14 protein-coding genes are annotated in these 16,506 nt (G+C 43.4%); 13 read left to right on the top strand and 1 reads right to left on the bottom strand.

Annotated features, from left to right (window positions below; all coding sequences use genetic code 11):
- The first annotated feature begins 126 nt into the window (after positions 1–126).
- The 10 genes from moaA to ACU1JV_RS04485 all read left to right on the top strand — a co-directional run bounded on the left by moaA (position 127) and on the right by ACU1JV_RS04485 (position 7,787).
- The gene (gene moaA / locus ACU1JV_RS04530) at positions 127–1,140 is read left to right on the top strand and encodes a GTP 3',8-cyclase MoaA (RefSeq protein WP_129549670.1); all 1,014 of its coding nucleotides are present in this window, start codon (positions 127–129) and stop codon (positions 1,138–1,140) included.
- Between the two features lie 40 nt (positions 1,141–1,180).
- Entirely contained in the window at positions 1,181–1,993 is an 813-nt protein-coding gene (gene fdhD / locus ACU1JV_RS04525; RefSeq protein WP_013372251.1) for a formate dehydrogenase accessory sulfurtransferase FdhD, read from the top strand.
- A 134-nt stretch (positions 1,994–2,127) separates the two neighbouring features.
- Complete coding sequence (locus ACU1JV_RS04520) at positions 2,128–2,376, top strand: MoaD/ThiS family protein (protein WP_058829937.1); 249 nt, start codon at positions 2,128–2,130, stop codon at positions 2,374–2,376.
- Between the two features lie 62 nt (positions 2,377–2,438).
- Positions 2,439–3,143, top strand: coding sequence for a molybdenum cofactor biosynthesis protein MoaE (locus ACU1JV_RS04515; RefSeq protein ID WP_058829936.1), 705 nt, complete (start codon positions 2,439–2,441; stop codon positions 3,141–3,143).
- 89 nt (positions 3,144–3,232) lie between these two features.
- Positions 3,233–4,312 carry a thiazole biosynthesis adenylyltransferase ThiF gene (locus ACU1JV_RS04510; RefSeq protein WP_413986715.1) on the top strand — a complete coding sequence of 360 codons (1,080 nt, stop codon included), beginning with the start codon at positions 3,233–3,235 and terminating at the stop codon, positions 4,310–4,312.
- Positions 4,313–4,386: 74 nt separating this feature from the next.
- On the top strand, positions 4,387–5,202 hold the full coding sequence (gene modA, locus ACU1JV_RS04505; RefSeq protein ID WP_058829935.1) for a molybdate ABC transporter substrate-binding protein: 816 nt from the start codon (positions 4,387–4,389) through the stop codon (positions 5,200–5,202).
- A gap of 27 nt (positions 5,203–5,229) precedes the next feature.
- Entirely contained in the window at positions 5,230–5,895 is a 666-nt protein-coding gene (modB, locus tag ACU1JV_RS04500) for a molybdate ABC transporter permease subunit (RefSeq protein ID WP_058829934.1), read from the top strand.
- A gap of 184 nt (positions 5,896–6,079) precedes the next feature.
- Positions 6,080–6,427: a DUF2294 domain-containing protein gene (locus ACU1JV_RS04495; protein ID WP_013372245.1), complete on the top strand. Its 348-nt coding sequence runs from the start codon at positions 6,080–6,082 to the stop codon at positions 6,425–6,427.
- 65 nt (positions 6,428–6,492) lie between these two features.
- The gene (locus tag ACU1JV_RS04490) at positions 6,493–6,930 is read left to right on the top strand and encodes an AAA family ATPase (RefSeq protein WP_013372243.1); all 438 of its coding nucleotides are present in this window, start codon (positions 6,493–6,495) and stop codon (positions 6,928–6,930) included.
- Positions 6,931–6,956: 26 nt separating this feature from the next.
- On the top strand, positions 6,957–7,787 hold the full coding sequence (locus ACU1JV_RS04485; RefSeq protein ID WP_013372242.1) for a hypothetical protein: 831 nt from the start codon (positions 6,957–6,959) through the stop codon (positions 7,785–7,787).
- Between the two features lie 37 nt (positions 7,788–7,824).
- Here ACU1JV_RS04485 and ACU1JV_RS04480 read toward each other — a convergent pair whose 3' ends face one another.
- Positions 7,825–8,313, bottom strand: coding sequence for a hypothetical protein (locus tag ACU1JV_RS04480; protein WP_013372241.1), 489 nt, complete (start codon positions 8,311–8,313; stop codon positions 7,825–7,827).
- Positions 8,314–8,647: 334 nt separating this feature from the next.
- Between ACU1JV_RS04480 and ACU1JV_RS04475 the strand changes: the two genes are divergently transcribed.
- The 3 genes from ACU1JV_RS04475 to ACU1JV_RS04465 all read left to right on the top strand — a co-directional run bounded on the left by ACU1JV_RS04475 (position 8,648) and on the right by ACU1JV_RS04465 (position 16,029).
- Complete coding sequence (locus tag ACU1JV_RS04475) at positions 8,648–10,114, top strand: Ig-like domain-containing protein (protein WP_013372240.1); 1,467 nt, start codon at positions 8,648–8,650, stop codon at positions 10,112–10,114.
- A gap of 211 nt (positions 10,115–10,325) precedes the next feature.
- The gene (locus ACU1JV_RS04470; protein ID WP_413986714.1) at positions 10,326–11,204 is read left to right on the top strand and encodes a hypothetical protein; all 879 of its coding nucleotides are present in this window, start codon (positions 10,326–10,328) and stop codon (positions 11,202–11,204) included.
- Positions 11,205–11,436: 232 nt separating this feature from the next.
- Entirely contained in the window at positions 11,437–16,029 is a 4,593-nt protein-coding gene (locus tag ACU1JV_RS04465; protein ID WP_413986713.1) for a fibronectin type III domain-containing protein, read from the top strand.
- Positions 16,030–16,506 lie beyond the last annotated feature (477 nt).

Below are 16,506 nucleotides of genomic sequence, written 5' to 3'. Positions count from 1 at the left end.
AAATTAACCGGCATTTAGCAGATTCTTCGGTATTCATAAGCGAAGAAGTTGTTGTGATGCCGGTTTTTTTGGTTCAGTTTAGAGTTTAAAGAGGTTTATTAATGAAGACGGATTGAGGTGAACGGGATGGCGAACCGCAGCGACGATCAATGGAATCGTCCGTTACGGGACTTGAGAATATCCGTCATAGACCGATGTAATTTTCGGTGCCGATATTGTATGCCTGAAGAAATATTTGGCCATGACTATCCGTTTTTGCCAAAAGAAAAAATATTGACCTTTGCGGAAATTACCCGCCTCTCTCGTATCTTTGTCTCGCTAGGTGTTACAAAGCTTCGCATTACTGGTGGTGAGCCGTTGCTGAGAAAAGATCTGTCCTCGCTCATTCATTCGTTAACTCAACTCGATGGGGTTGAAGATATTGCTATGACGACGAACGGTGTCTTTATGCCTAAGTATGCAGCGTCACTGCGAGAGGCGGGGCTGAAGAGAGTGACAGTTAGTCTGGATTCGCTTGATGATGATCGATTCCGCCGAATGAACGGGGGGAGAAGCAGTGTAAAGGCGGTGCTGGAAGGTATTGAGGCTGCAGCTCAAGCGGGAATGCAGGTGAAAATAAATATGGTCGTGCAAAAGGGCTTTAACGATCAGGATATCGTGCCCATGGCGGACTATTTTCAAAAGAAAAAGCATATTTTGCGCTTTGTTGAATTTATGGATGTAGGCAACACCAATGGCTGGAAATTGGATCAGGTTGTTTCCAAGCAGCAGATCATCGAAACGATCCACGAGCACATGCCGTTAGAACCTGTTCCACCCCAGTACAAAGGTGAGGTAGCGACGCGCTATAGGTATCTGGACAGAGACGGGGAAATCGGCATTATTTCATCCGTTACGGACGCTTTCTGCTCCACATGTACACGGGCGAGAATTTCTGCTGAGGGCTCCTTGTACACATGCCTGTTTGCGTCTAAAGGGTACAAGCTTCGCACGATGCTGCGGTCCGAGCAATCCGATGATGAGATTAGATCTTACATTGAGCGTGTATGGAGAGGACGTACCGACCGCTATTCAGAGGAACGGTTGACTCATACAAAGCAAGCATCGTCCAAAATTGAAATGTCACATATCGGCGGGTGAACCAAAGAGCCAGCCTGTCAGAAACAAGGGAGTTGAGCACATGGAAAAGCCGGCTGAGGTAAAACGCGAGATCCTACGTTACCGGGACGGTCAGATCAAGCGTTTTGAAGACACAGTGGTGACGGAGTATCCGGTGACCATTAAAATCAATCAGCAGGAATTTGCCACCATGGTTTGTACACCAGAGTATGTAGAGGATATGGCAGTAGGCTTTTTGGCCTCTGAAGGCGTCATTCAACGGTATGATGATATCGAAGATATTTGGGTTCAGGAAAAAGAAGGATTTGTTCATATTAAAACCCGTCGGATGAATGAGTTTTATCAAAACTTTCATTCCAAACGATACATTACCTCCTGCTGCGGAAAAAGTAGACAGGGATTTTACTTTATAAATGATGCCAAAGTGGCAAAAAGAATGAATGATGCCCATGTTACGGTATCTTTCGATGACTGTTTTCGGCTGATGAATTTGATGCAAACCTCGGCACATACGTTTCAGGAGACTGGTGGCGTTCACAATGCTGCGCTGTGTGATAAAGACGGAATAATCCTGTCCAGAATGGATATCGGCCGACACAATGCGCTCGATAAAATCTATGGGTACTGCCTAAAGCATGATATTATATTACAAGATAAAATCATCGTATTCAGTGGGCGCATCTCGTCTGAAATTTTGTTGAAGGTTGCGAAAATTGGTTGTGAGGTTGTTTTGTCCAAGTCAGCTCCCACAGAGCTTGCACTTGAATTGGCAGAGGATCTCGGGATTACTACCGTCGGTTTTATACGAAGTCGTTCTTTGAACGTGTACACGCACACGGAGCGGATTGATGAACTGGTAGAATCTAAAATATAATATAAAAAATAATCAATGTAGACCATCGTCGTTAACCAGCATGGAATAAAACCTTTCGAGGTATTAGTTCATGTTGGTTTTTCTTGGTGTATATGCGATGGTCATTCTTGTACTGAAAGGGGGGAACCTACTTAATGAACTATCATATTCAAGTATTTGCCGGACTTGCAGAACTGATGGGAAAGCCTATGATCACGGTGTCTGCTGATCAGGAAACGATGACCATCAACGAATTAAAAGACTTGCTGTCCAAATATTTCCCTGAAGCAGCGGCCCAGTTGCAGGGGGCTTTTGTTGCCAGAAATCAAGCCTACGCCGCTCCTGAGGATCTGGTTAGTATACATGATGAGATTGCGATTATTCCTCCGGTTTCAGGAGGATGAGTTTCAATAACAGGCCAGGTGAATTCGATAGATAGGGTGTATTAAAGGGGGGCGGGTGCATAATGCAATATCATATTCAATTATTCGCAGGTATGGCGGAACAATTTGGTGACGTGATCACTATGGAACTTTCACAGGAAACGGTGACCATTGCAGACATTCGAACAAGGCTGAATGAGCTGTACCCGAAGATAGCTTCACAACTGTCAGGTTCTTTTTTTACCCATCATAAGAAGTTGGCTTCTCCAGATGAACTTGTGCTTCCATCAGACGCAATTGCTCTTCATCAGTCAGCACCCGGAATGGAGACGGTCGTTTCAAAATGTGGCTTATACGCTATTACCTACGATCTGATTGATGCCGATGAGGTAACCTCCAAGGTACACGACCCTTCACATGGGGCTTCATTGACCTTTAATGGTACGACTCGGGAATTTACACAAGGTCAGCGAACGGTGCTGCTTGAATATGAAGCATATGTGCCGATGGCCATGAACACGATGAAGCAGATAGGTGACGAAATTGCAGATCGTTGGCCGTCAACGCGCACTGCTATTACACATCGGCTTGGTACGGTAAGGATTGGAGAGACCAGTGTCGTGATTGCTGTTTCTGCTGCGCACCGTGATGCTTGCTACGAGGCCAGTCGCCATGCCATTGAACGCTTGAAGCAAATCGTACCGATTTGGAAAAAGGAAGTGTGGGAGGACGGCTCGGAGTGGAAGGGGCACCAGCTAGGTGGCTGGAATCCTCATAACACCCCATAACTTCGAGTTAGGCGGGACATCTGGACTTTTATCTTGTCTGATCAACTTGCAGCAATTAATGGATAAGAAGTATGGGGGCGTAAATTAACATGTCTGAAATGAAAAAGGACCCAATAAAGGATGCTGATGCAAAAGCACACACGCAGGCGTCTCACGCCCGATATTCAAGGCAGGAATTATTCGGAAAAATCGGGCCGACAGGACAAAAAAATATCCGCAGCAAGCATGTATTAATGGTAGGTGCTGGAGCACTGGGAACTGCGAACGCGGACATGCTGGTGCGAGCGGGCATCGGACGGTTGACGTTGGTAGACCGAGATTATGTAGACTGGAGCAACCTGCAACGCCAGCAGCTCTACGACGAAGCGGATGCCCATGAACAGATACCCAAGGCAGTGGCCGCCCAGAGGCGATTGCAGCAAATCAATTCGGACGTGGACATCCGTGCACTAGTTCAAGATGTATCACTGGAGGAAATCGGCGATATTGCGATAGGGGTGGACCTCATCGTAGATGCCACTGATAATTTCGATACACGTCTGCTTTTGAACGATTACGCTGTAAAGCACCAAATCCCCTGGATTTATGGAGCGTGTGTTGGTAGCTACGGGACAACCTTTACGATCGTTCCAGGACAGACACCCTGTCTGCATTGTCTGCTCGGAACTGTACCGCTCGGCGGTGCCACCTGTGATACGGTCGGTATCATTAGTCCAGCTGTACAAATGGTGGCAGCTTACCAAAGTGCCGAAACATTGAAGCTGCTGACTGGGGACAATTCAGCCTTACAAGGCAAGCTGATTTCCTTCGATCTATGGAATAATCAACATCAGGCGATCCAGATCAGCGCCATGAAAAAAATAGATTGTCCGACGTGTGGTGAGCATCCAGTGTATCCATTTCTACAATCGGAGCATCAGGCTAAAACGGCTGTACTGTGCGGACGTGATACGGTTCAGATTCGACCAGTCACGGGTGCTGTACGTGATCTGAACGAAGCGGCACGCCTGCTATCCCGCCAAGGGGGCAAAGTGGAGCATAATCCATATCTAGTATCCGTTGTCATTGGATCGCATCGGTTGGTTCTTTTTCAGGATGGACGTGTTCTGATCCATGGCACCAAGGATATCGCCGAGGCAAGATCTATTTATCACAAATATTTGGGTTGACCCAATAGATTTGGACCGTTATGAGATTGCATTGTCAACTCATTTCGGAATTTAGAGGACAGGGGAAAAACAAATTGAAAAAGAGATTCGGGTACATATTCATGTTTGTTGGATTGTTGGCATGGGTTCTGGCTGGGTGTTCGTCTCCGGCTGCTGTACAGTCGACACCGTCCGCACCCAAAACAGAGTTGATTGTATCTGCCGCTGCGAGTCTTCAAGATAGTCTGAATACGCTCAAGGATCAATATGAAAAGCAGCACCCAGATATCAAGCTTACCTTTAACTATGCTTCATCCGGTACTTTACAAAAACAAATTGAGCAGGGTGCACCCGCTGACGTATTTATATCGGCAGGCATGAAGCAAATGAAGGCTTTAACCGATGCTTCATTAGTGGAAAAAGATAGCGTACTGCTTCAAAATAAACTGGTTGTGGTTGTTCCGCAAGATAAGGCGAACAGCACGGATAACAAAAGTATTACACTTAATGATCTGACAAATCCTTCTTTCCTAAAGCTTGCTGTTGGGGAGCCTACTACCGTTCCAGCCGGACAATATTCCAAAGAATCGCTGACAAAGGCCGGATTGTGGGACAAGCTGGAACCGAAGATGGTATTCGCCAAAGACGTAAGACAGGTATTAAACTATGTTGAAACAGGTAATGCCGATGCTGGACTCGTTTATTTGACAGATGCCAAATCATCCGATAAAACAGTCGTAGCACTAGAAGTACCTGAGGAATTGCATGCACCTATCCTGTATCCAGAAGGTATTGTAAAAGCAACCAAACACAGCAAGGAAGCAGGCGAGTTTGTCGATTTTCTGCGTACAGATGAAGCCATGAGCGTATTCAGTAAAGATGGATTTTCAGCTCCAACAGAAAAGAAATAGAATTCACAGATAAAGGAGGGGGTCCCGTTGGATTGGTCGGCTTTTCTTCCTCCGGTTATCGTATCTGTCAAAGTCGCTGTCGTTGCCAGCATTATTGTCTTTTTATTAGCTACTGTGGTAGCTCGGATGATGGCGAACTGCTCGCTGCGGAGAGGAACCAGCGTGATTGAGACCGTCCTACTTCTTCCGCTCGTTTTGCCGCCCACTGTTGTCGGCTTTATATTGCTCATCTTGCTGGGAAGGAAAAGCTGGATTGGCACTGCCTTTGAAAGCCTGTTCCAGCAGACCATTGTATTTACGTGGGGAGCCGCAGTGGTGGCGGCCGTAGTTGTTGCTTTACCACTGGCTTATCGGACGATCAAAGCAGGCTTTGAAGCTGTAGATCCCGAGGTAGAGCAGGCTGCACGTGCGCAAGGTGCCAATGAATGGCAAGTGTTTCGCCATATTACGGTGCCTCTTGCCTACCGACCGCTCATTTCAGGATACATTCTCGGATTTGCCCGAGGGTTAGGGGAGTTTGGAGCTACGCTGATGCTTGCGGGTAATATTCCTGAACAGACTCAAACCCTGCCTACGGCGATTTACACCGCGTCCGAGGTCGGAAATATGACACTCTCCTGGAGTTGGGTAGCCGTCATTATTTTATTCTCTTTTATCATGTTGATGCTGTCGAATCGATTGGTGAAAGATTAGTCTGTTTGGATTCAGTAATATACGCAGTCTGTCCGATCGGGCGGGCTGTGTTTTCTTTTCTATGCGTCCAATGGTAAGCATGTTCCAAGAATCACTTTCGCTTAATCTCTGTTTTATATGATAGGAATCGGTTATGATGGAAATAGTAACAAGGATTTTAGTAGATTTAGGAGAGCGGTGCGATATGAGAAAGGAAACGGGTTTTAACGAAATTATTCGAAAAGTACGTAAAGAGCTATTTGGAAAAGGCCCGGAACGCATACATACAACCTTTGTAGATAATATGGCCATCACAATGCTATACGGCAATTTAACTCCATCCGAAAAATTTCTTGCACAAGAGGTTGCAGGAAGAGAGATGGTGCATGCAGCTCGAACCAAAATGGTACAAAAAATCTATCCTGTACAGTTCAATAAAGAACTGGAGGAGTATATGGATTCCCGCTTACTGCATCTTTTTTCAGATATTAAAGTGGAAGAAGATATAGCCATCTCCGTTTTTGTATTTGAGGATAATATTGCTGTGAAATAAAAATCTTCTCACAAAATAGAGATTATATTAACCAATATGTATATCTGAACAAGGATGTGTGAGGTTTGGAGTGTGTCATTTTTATAGGAATTCAGGCTTCGGGCAAATCGACTTTTTATAAAGAACGATTCTTCAAAACACATATGCGAATAAATCTTGATATGCTTAAAACACGAAATAGGGAAAATATGTACCTTCAGACCTCCATCGAAACGATGCAGCGTTTTGTAGTGGACAATACAAATCCCACAGTCGAAGAACGAAAGAAATATATAGATGCTTGTAAAAACAAGGGATTTAAAATCATTGGCTACTACTTTGAACCTGATTATGCTGAATCTATTAAGCGTAATGAGCAGCGCACAGGCAAAGAGTATATTCCTGAAATCGGTATTAAAAGTGTAATGAGTAAACTAGAGGTCCCAAGTTACGAAGAAGGATTTGATGAAATTTACAGCGTGATTTCGAGTGAGGGGACGTTTCGGATCGAAAAGCAACCATAGAACCGTATAATTTAGGAGGAGCATCTATGAACATACCAGAGAGATTTATCAAACGTTTTCCAGCATACGAGGACGTATTTGCCAGCGATCTTGAACATCACCGCAAACACTTTCTGCCAATTTGCTCGATTAATCTCCAATTTTTATTTCCAGAGCAGGACGAGTGGCTTCATTTTGTTTCCGTAAAAGAAATCCACGAAGGCTGTGTGGGTGAAAATACTCAGCAATTTCATACCTTATATACCAAGGAAGATATGCTGGGATTCGATGTAATTGACGGCAAATACAAATTCGAAGCAGACTGGAATTATTTTAGTCTTCATCAGAAAGCGCAGCTGGAAGCTACCTATGAAGCGCTGAAATCTACCGGGGATAAAGCGTACCTACGTATGAAGAGAGAAGTCATGGCGTTGGACGGACTGGAGCAGGTGTACACAGCTAATGAACAAGATTACGAAGCTCGCAAAGCATTTTTCTTAGAAAATAATAAAATCTATCCTTATTCCTCCTTTGGAGAGGCCAAAAAGTCTGTGGAAGAGCTCACCCACGATTTTGAGGAAAAGCAATCCAGTGGTTGGGGGCTAAGCTTTCCCGAAGTCAACGGTATTCTGGATGATATTGCATTTCAGTCTGATGAGGCTCAAAGCTACATCAAGGAATATGACGAATCCTTGGAAGAGATGCTTAAGTTCGAGCAAACTAACTTGCTTCATGTGCCTAAACGTACCAATGGTGAGACATTTACATATATCGGTTCTTTCACCGGGTATTATTTTCAAGCGTTTGGAGCTGATACGGTTTACTTATTTTATGATCGAGAATTAAAGAAAGCGGTAATTTGCTTCGAGTATTCCTAGGAAATAGAAAAAGCTCCCCAGACGGGAGCTTTAAAATTTATTTCTTATTGATCTTCACGTCGTGCTCTTTGGCAAGTGTGTTAACCTGTTCACCAAAATCTCTGAATAGCTTTTTACCCTCGCTTAGCTTGGTATTACCCTCATTAATTAAGTTCAGATCCCCTTTTTCCAACGCATCGACCATCGTAATGAGTGCTTCCTTTTGAGTGCTAACTGCCTTGATGTAGGTTTCGTGGACAGCTCGTACCTCAGGAGTTTCCGTCTTTACTGCTTCAACCTTATCCAGGTATTTGGTGTATTCTGGGATAATATCATCTCGTAACGTATTATATAGTGTTTCATCATCTGTGAAGTTATCCCCTGTCACGGATTCATATTTTTCAGTTACTGCTTTTTCATCTTGTGCTAACGGAAGCATTCCGTCATTCACATAGGTAATTAAATCTTTTTTTACTGGATCGGTAGAGCAAGCTGACAAAATTGAAAAGCAACACAATACTAGCATAAATACGGTGAGTTTTTTCATCTGTATTCCCCTTTTTTATGTATGTTTATGGGTAATTCGACGCTGATATAGGCTAAAAGTACTACCCATATCTATTTATTATAACGTATAAACAAGAGATTGGTAGGGTTTTTATGGTAAAATAGTGTCTAAAATAAGTTTATTGTCCCAGAATTATCATATAATCTATTGACTCTAGGGGTTTCTATTTTAGGGAATGAAGACTAAAAAATATTTACTCAATATATTCCATTAGAACCAAGAATGTTTTATGATAGAGACAACAGCCTAGAATTGCCCTGGTTTCTCCGGGGAAAGCGGGAATTCCTTAAACCATTTGAGAGGGGATTTCAGTATGAAGAGGTTCAGAAAGGCTATTTCAGTTATGCTAAGCTTGATGCTCCTGTTTGCTTTTGGGATGACTGCAAACGCGAGTCAAGGTACAGAGTTGAACAAGGAGAAACAAGCTATTGAAGCTGATTCCAGTTTTCAGCTAACAACGAACAACGAAGATGTTATTGAGCGTTTAACCCGGGTGGACAAGCCTGAAGGTATTACATCCTCCGTTTATAACATGCAGGAAAATATCAATTTTAAAGCACCAGAGACATTCTCTTTGAAAAGGGAGACCCTTCCTTCCCTGAAAGCTAGTCCAACGGCAGCCACAGCTTCTTCTGCTACGTATTCAGGTACAATTACGGAAGAGGGAGGCACGCAGTTTTTATATCCGATTTATGTGAAGCCAGGTGAATTGTTGCAGGCACAGTTGGATGGTCCATTTTCAGAGCAGCTTGACTATGACTTATACTTGTACGAATTTGATATGACAACAGGGGATATCAACCCCAATGCTATTGACGCCTCCACCTATGGAACCTATTTTAACAAGTATGAACAGGGATCGGCATCACTTCCTGAAAACGTAGGAAGCCGCAATGCTACCGGATCTGAGAAAGCTTACGCAGTTGCAGTCCATTCCAAAAAGGGATCGAGCATAAATGATCCTTTCTATTTAACCGTGGATGTAAACTCCCAATATGATGCCTATGAACCGGATGAGAGTGCTTTTCATGCCTATAACTTTACATTTAGTACAGGGGGATCTACCCTTAATTCACGCTCCATTCATTCAGGAATTGACAATGATTGGTATCAAATCACAATTCCTGCGAATCGCAATTATGATGGTTTGAATGTCAAACTGGACAGCACTTCGGAAAGCTACGGTTACAAAGCGGAAGTTTATGGGGCTCTTAGTGGCAACCAAATGGCGCTTCTGCCGCAAACCAATCATAATGTCACTTTGAATACGGGAACCTACTATGTGCGAGTGTACACCACAAACCAGTATTCACCCGACCATTTATATGCACTCACACTTAAACCAGTACTTCGGGCTGGAAAAATTGTAATTAACGGTTATGACTCTAAAAACGGTCCGAATGACTATCCATCCTACTCTTACGGTCGCCATTATCGGGTTAATGGAAACACCAGCCTGACTGTAAAGGGTGTTGTTACTACAACGGATAATTATCCAGTAGCAAATGCACCAGTTAATGTGACATGGTTGAACCAGAACTGGACTGAAAGCAGCGGGAATCGAACTCGTACAGGTACTGGTTATACGGATCAAAATGGAGCCTTTAGTGTGACCCTTTCCCTGCCGCATTCTACGGGAAGTATTGCAGAATACTTGTCTGGTCCCATAAGCTTTACACATTACTATGATCTTTCAGGTGTAGCTGCCCAGGTGTCAGGTACTTCACTTACAGCTACAGATATTGTATATCACTTTGCTTATAGCATTTATGGTGGTTGATGTACTGTCTATAAAGCAATGACAACGTCAGATTGTTTATTTTAACAATTTATATTCAGAGTCAGGATCTTGCTTCAAAAATTGTTCATTTTTAGGACAAAGCATATATTCATTCCATATATGCTTTGTCCGATATATATAGCAACAGGGTTACATTACATCGTACATACGCCTTAGATTGCCTGTTACAAAAATGACAGGAGGAAGTTGAATGAATTTTGAACCTCTTAAAGCACAACAAGCGGTTCTTAGCTCTGGTAGCTTACGGATCAATCCGACAAGCAAGCAAGTTCCGTCCCCCCAGCTACATGAAGAAAAAGTGTCCAGGTTCGTCGTTCAGGATTCTGTGGAGATTAGTGAAGCTGGCAGAAAGCTGGCTGAGGGGGATATCGTGTCACATGCTGCCAAGTATTTTGGCACAACTCAGATCAACGATGCATTAAACCGGGTTTTGGAGGGCCAACCGGAAGAAGTATCCGATGCTGTGTACAATATGATTCAATCCAATTTTATCGTCGATGGAACGGTAACGGATGAGAAGCAGCGCGCGGTATTGCTGGAGATGGGAGTTTCCCAGTCCAAGTATATTGCGGATCATTACATGGAAGGCGATAAAGCCAAGGAATTTATGCAAACCATGAACCAGATAGCTGGTATTGCCTTGACACGAACTATGGATTCAGAGACCGGAGATATTAGCTACACGACTCCAATAGATCGTCCGATAGGTGCCCCTGAGGATTACGTTAAACTATCGGAAGTTATGAAACAGGTAGATCCTCAAAAATATACTGCGTTCATGAATGACATCAAAGGTGGAGGAAATGGATTAAGCCAGCTGCTAAGTTTTGCGCAAAAGGTTCCTCAAAACTCCGATTGGATTAATAAATACAAGGAGCGTACAGGACAGACTGAAGAGCTGTTAAATAAACCACAGTTAACGAATCAGTTTGACAAAGCCGATACATCCTCAGTTTCTGCGTTTATGAACAGTATGCAAAATCTTCTTAAGGAATCTTCTCCTGCTCAGGACTCTTACATGCAGAATATGCGGGGATTTTTTCGAAACTTGGGTGTTCAGGTTGATTAAAACTTCAAAACGATCGCTGAGATGAGAAATTCGAGAATTTATTACAGTTCATTTTGCTGTTCTGTTTACATCCTCCTTGGAACGAAGTATAATAGCTTCAAAACATACTCGTGAACTTGAGGAAGCACCTCAAACTCAGGCATTATTGCCTTGGTTTGGGGTGCTTTTTCTATTTTAGTCAAAGCGAGTACGTAGAAATCTTTGAAAATAAAATAAAGTAAGGAGAAGTGATATGTATCGAAAAAATAAACGAAGGGTTAGGAAGCACAGTAAATGGGTGTATGGAGCACTGGCTTTACTCCTCTTATTGATGATCATTCCTATATTCCCGGAAAGGGTATCAGCTGCTACCCAAGAAATCATAGGAGGCCCTTTTTGCCAAAACAATTTGCCGGGTGGGGGCGACAGTTGGGGCTCTTGGTCAGGAAGTGGGGTAGGAGCAACGGAAGTATACACTGGCATGGGTTCGGCAAGGTATAAATGTGATGGGACTACACAGCCGACAAATCGTTTTATTGATATTGGAAGATCTATTAAGACTTCTGATTACAGGATTTTTGTATACATTGAGGGGTCTTATCATACCGATATATATACATCTAATGCCGCAGCAGGCGACAGTTGGAGACCTAACGGAACGAATTTATATACATGGACTAATGTAACGAAATTCTATGCCAATAGCGATTACCAGGGAAAATGGATAGATATCACCGACTCTATTACATTAAGGGATGTTCGATATTTCAGAGCGATGGGTACTAGTCAACAGACAAGTAATGAAATATCCAGGTTTGGAATCCGTATTATTCCCAAATCAGACTTGATGCCTAAACCACCCCAGATTCATGCAGGTGCAGAGGGACAGGCTGTTACAGGGTGGACCAAAGAGCATGTAACCGTGTGGATCGATGGAGATGTAGCTCCTGAAGGATTAAAATACTATGAGTATAGCCTGAATGGAGGAGCATTTCAGCAATATATCGGGCCTTTCACTGTCTATGATCATGGTGTAAATACAATTTATGCTCGTTCAGTGGATGTGAATAACCAGTATAGTGGTCTTTCTTCCGCGAATGTCCGGATAGACAGGATGCCACCCACTCCCCCCAATATAGACGTAACAGGAAACAGTAATGAATATGCCATTTCATTACAACCGGGTGCAGACGATTATTCTGGATTAGCTCATACTCAATTTCGGTTGACCGGCGTTGTGAATCAGGATTGGCAGGATTACGGTGGAGTGTTTCATGTGAATCAAGACGGCAAAAGCACGATATATGCTCGTTCCATCGATAGCGTCGGTAATGTGAGCCGGGAGGTAAGCAAAGAAGTCACGATTGATAAAAAGGGGCCGACGGCTCCTCTTATACGGGCTAGCGAAACAGGTCCAACAAACCGTGATGTGAATATTGCCATTGAGTCAGGGAGTGACTCTACAAATGGAATTAAGATGACGCAGTATCGTTTGAGTCCAACAGGGGAGTGGCTGACATACAATAGCACTTTTACATTGAATGCAGAGGGGAGTTATGAGCTATCAGCGCGGACGATCAATAATCTTGATGTGTCTAGTCCAATTGTGACTCAATCGGTCCTGATTGATCGTACCAAACCAACCCCTCCGAAAGTTGCGTTTTCTGAGGTAACGAATCCTACCCGATATATCAATAAGCCAGTACAATTTACGCTCTCAGGTGCAACGGATACTACAGCCGTACATTATGAATATCAATTGGGCTCTGGCGCTTATGTGCCTGGTTCATCGGGAATATTAAATAGTTCGGGGATTGTAGAAGTAACTGCTCAGGCTGTAGATGCAGCTGGAAATCGAAGCGTTCCGGTGACCGCAAAAACTTATATCGATTTGGAACGGCCGAGCATCCAACTGACTCCCCATTCGCGTGAATGGAAAGATACTAATATTCATGTAAACATACGATATGCTGATCAGCATTCAGGGATTGAACCATCGACAATGGAGTATAAAATCACGAACAGTTCCGATTCACCCGAAAACTGGGAGGCTGCAGCCGATCCCATAGTCCAGCTGGATCTTTCAAATGAAGGTGAATGGTATGTCCATGCGAAGGTAAAAGACCAGGCAGGAAACATCTACGAAACGGTCAGCAGTGCACTTCGCATTCAAAAGCAACCGCAGTCGGTTGTACTGTCGGCAACATCTGTACGCAACACAGAGGTTGATTTGCAATGGACTCTACCCTCTGGTCTTAACGATGGTTATGTCTATACAGTCCGGAATGTAACAACAAATGAGGTTTGGGATGTTAGCCATCCCACCAATTCTTTTACAGATAGAGGGCTACTAGGAGGACATGAATATGAGTATGAAGTGCGTTGTAGTAATCATGTAGGTGGCAATGCGTATTCCAATCGAGTGCATGTATTAACGTTACCTGATGCCCCAGATCACGTCCAGTTGCGACCAGTCTCTCGTCATTCAGCAGAAATTATGGCCGACTTTACGCCAGTATTTTCAGCTAATAAATATAGTATTACAGCAGCGGACGCAAGTACGGGAGAAATCATATTTAAGGATACGGTTACACAGGATGTGTATAACTTAATTAAGGGAATGGAGCCTGGTAAGTATTACGAAGTTTCTGTATCCGCTATAAACGACACGGGAGAGGGGGCAGCAAAGCATGTATCTTTTTTAAGTCTACCAGACAGCCCAAGCGGATTCCGAAATGTAACCGTAAGAGAAGATGGAATCGACTTGGAGTGGAATTCTGTAATCACTGCCACCTACTACGCCCTTGAGCGAGACGAGGTCTCGGTTTATAACGATGTGTATACAGAATTTACCGATACTGAGCTTCAGGCAGGAACGGAGTATAGCTATCGTATATCTGCCGAAAATGCAACAGGATTTGGAGACTACGCTCATCTCGGCGTTATGACATTGCCAGATCGGGTAACTACACTTTCAAGTGTAACCAAGGATGTATATTCTGTCGGTGTAGCGTGGCAAGATGTGCAGGGGGCTGAAGGGTACATTTTGAATGTTAACGATGAACCAAAGGTGCAGATTCCGCGTGGTATCCGTTCATATACTTTTGAGGGCTTGCCAGCAGGCAGATCTGCCAATATTAAAATTCGAGCTTACAATCGAAGTGGTACGGGTCGGGATACATCTATCAACGTATTAACACTACCTAATTCACCTATACAACTTGCAGCTGTAGATGTTCGCGAGCATAATGCCACATTGATATGGGCTCCGGTTGATGGGGCAACTCAATATAAGGTAACAATCAACGGTCAAAATTATTATAGTACGGAACCACGGGTAGTTGTATCTGGTTTAGCAGGTGGGAAAAACTACGATTTTCAAGTGAGGAGTGGGAACAGCAGTGGTTACAGCCCACCAGCGTTGGGTCAACTGCTGACGCTTCCGCCTCAGGTACAAAATGTAAAAGTCACGGAACTTGGGAATGGAAAGATTTCGCTGACCTGGGATGAAATCAAGAGCGCTTCAAAATATGCTGTAATCCGCAAAGATACAGGAGAAATTTTTAACACTAGAAAGGCTTATATTATACTTTCAGACATCCAGCCCGGTATAATTTACTCGTTTAGTATACAGGCGATGAATACAACGGGGGAAGGCGACATAACTCCTCTTACGTATCGCGCGTTGCCAGGTCAAATACCAGATCGTAGCTTGGTTGTGAAAAGCGTAACGGATACCGAACTGCTTATTACGTGGCAAGAAGCTCCAGGCGCAGATGCTTATAATGTCTATAAAAATGAGATGCTTTTCGGTCATACGATTGCTCATGAGTTTAAAGTAGACGGTTTAGACAGTTCTACATTGTCTCGTATTACTGTTAAGCCAGTGAACACAAGCGGTGAAGGTAAGCGAACAGAAGGTCAGGCAGAGACGCTACCGTCTCCAACGTTTGCGTTTTCGAAGACAGAAACAACCAATAGTGAATTTATCATCCATTGGGAGTCAGAACATGAAAATGATATTTTCGTCCTCGCCAGTGAAGAAGGAACTGAGCTATATCGTGGCAAGGATCGAGGTTTTATCTGGAGACAACTGAGAGAGAAGCAATTGTATACCGTTCAACTTTGGGCAGAAAATAGTCAAGGAAAACGCACGGAGGCAAAACAAGCAAACGGCAAAACTACAGGGAACACTGTGGATACAGGTGGTGGAGCAGGAGGCGCAGGGAGTGCAAAACCGATTCAGACTGTTGTAGAGGAGCCGACAGAAACAAAAACAGAGTTCTTTCAAGGCTTAACAATCGAGACGAAGCCAAATCATTTTAGTGACATCGAGCGGGTATTTAATAGAGAGAAAATAAATGCGCTTGCCGATTTGGGCGTAGTGAAGGGGACATCCAGCACGCTTTTTGAACCAAACAGACCTGTAACACGTATGGAATTCACTTCGATGCTTGTTCGTTCTCTAAAATTACCGCTCGAAACGGATATGGCTCTAGAATTCGAGGATATTAATCCATCGGCGTGGTACGTTGATCTACTCAAAACAGCAATTAAGGATCAAGTCGCTCGAGGTTTTAGTAGCAAAGTATTTGGTCCAGATCGGGTCATAAACCGGGAGCAGGCTGCTAAAATGGTGAATAACATTATTAAGGCTATACCACAGCAAGAAAGCAATGTATACTCAGATTCTTCTCAAATTGTTGAGTGGGCCAGAAAGGATGTGCTTGGCCTAACCGAGATTAATTTAGTGCAAGGATATCCAGATGGCAGCTTCCGTGCCAAACAGGAAGTTACGCGTGCGGAAGCTGCTGAGATGATTTATAATATGCTTCAAATGAAATAACCAAAATTAGGGAGGGGGGCTGTGAGTAACGGTAATAATTGAGACTGATTTGGTTGATAACTGAGACATTTTTGGGTATATGTTTGAGACATTTTTAAACCAGTAGAAACAAAACCCCTTGTTTCTATTGGTTTTTTTGTGTTTCTATTTACTATATCTACCCTATATATGCTAACATATGGTACAAGGTCAGAAATATAATAGGCATTCCGTCTGTACAGTATGTTGGATGGAATACGGGATTGATACCTCAGATAACATGTGGAAATCAATTAATGACTGGGTTGGTATGATTGAGAGAACACGGGAGATTCTAAAGAATACACAATCGGTGAGTGAAATAGCACGTCGACTAGGAAGGTCCAATAATACTGTGTACAAGATCATGGGATATTTAAATAAAAATAAGCTTTTGTCAAGGGAGTTATCTAAAAAATTCGGTCCAACCAGAACATGTAGTAGTGATTTGGTACAGAT

Source organism: Paenibacillus sp. T2-29 (assembly GCF_052921365.1).
The sequence above is the reverse complement of the archived record's forward strand: the minus strand, read 5'-3'. Positions and strand labels throughout refer to the sequence as shown.

Excerpts from the sequence above, each read along its gene's own strand:
- moaA (WP_129549670.1), top strand. The coding sequence starts at position 127 with ATGGCGAACCGCAGCGACGATCAATGGAATCGTCCGTTACGGGACTTG.
- fdhD (WP_013372251.1), top strand. The coding sequence starts at position 1,181 with ATGGAAAAGCCGGCTGAGGTAAAACGCGAGATCCTACGTTACCGGGAC.
- ACU1JV_RS04520 (WP_058829937.1), top strand. The coding sequence starts at position 2,128 with ATGAACTATCATATTCAAGTATTTGCCGGACTTGCAGAACTGATGGGA.
- ACU1JV_RS04515 (WP_058829936.1), top strand. The coding sequence starts at position 2,439 with ATGCAATATCATATTCAATTATTCGCAGGTATGGCGGAACAATTTGGT.
- ACU1JV_RS04510 (WP_413986715.1), top strand. The coding sequence starts at position 3,233 with ATGTCTGAAATGAAAAAGGACCCAATAAAGGATGCTGATGCAAAAGCA.
- ACU1JV_RS04495 (WP_013372245.1), top strand. The coding sequence starts at position 6,080 with ATGAGAAAGGAAACGGGTTTTAACGAAATTATTCGAAAAGTACGTAAA.
- ACU1JV_RS04485 (WP_013372242.1), top strand. The coding sequence starts at position 6,957 with ATGAACATACCAGAGAGATTTATCAAACGTTTTCCAGCATACGAGGAC.
- ACU1JV_RS04480 (WP_013372241.1), bottom strand. The coding sequence starts at position 8,313 with ATGAAAAAACTCACCGTATTTATGCTAGTATTGTGTTGCTTTTCAATT.
- ACU1JV_RS04475 (WP_013372240.1), top strand. The coding sequence starts at position 8,648 with ATGAAGAGGTTCAGAAAGGCTATTTCAGTTATGCTAAGCTTGATGCTC.
- ACU1JV_RS04470 (WP_413986714.1), top strand. The coding sequence starts at position 10,326 with ATGAATTTTGAACCTCTTAAAGCACAACAAGCGGTTCTTAGCTCTGGT.
- ACU1JV_RS04465 (WP_413986713.1), top strand. The coding sequence starts at position 11,437 with ATGTATCGAAAAAATAAACGAAGGGTTAGGAAGCACAGTAAATGGGTG.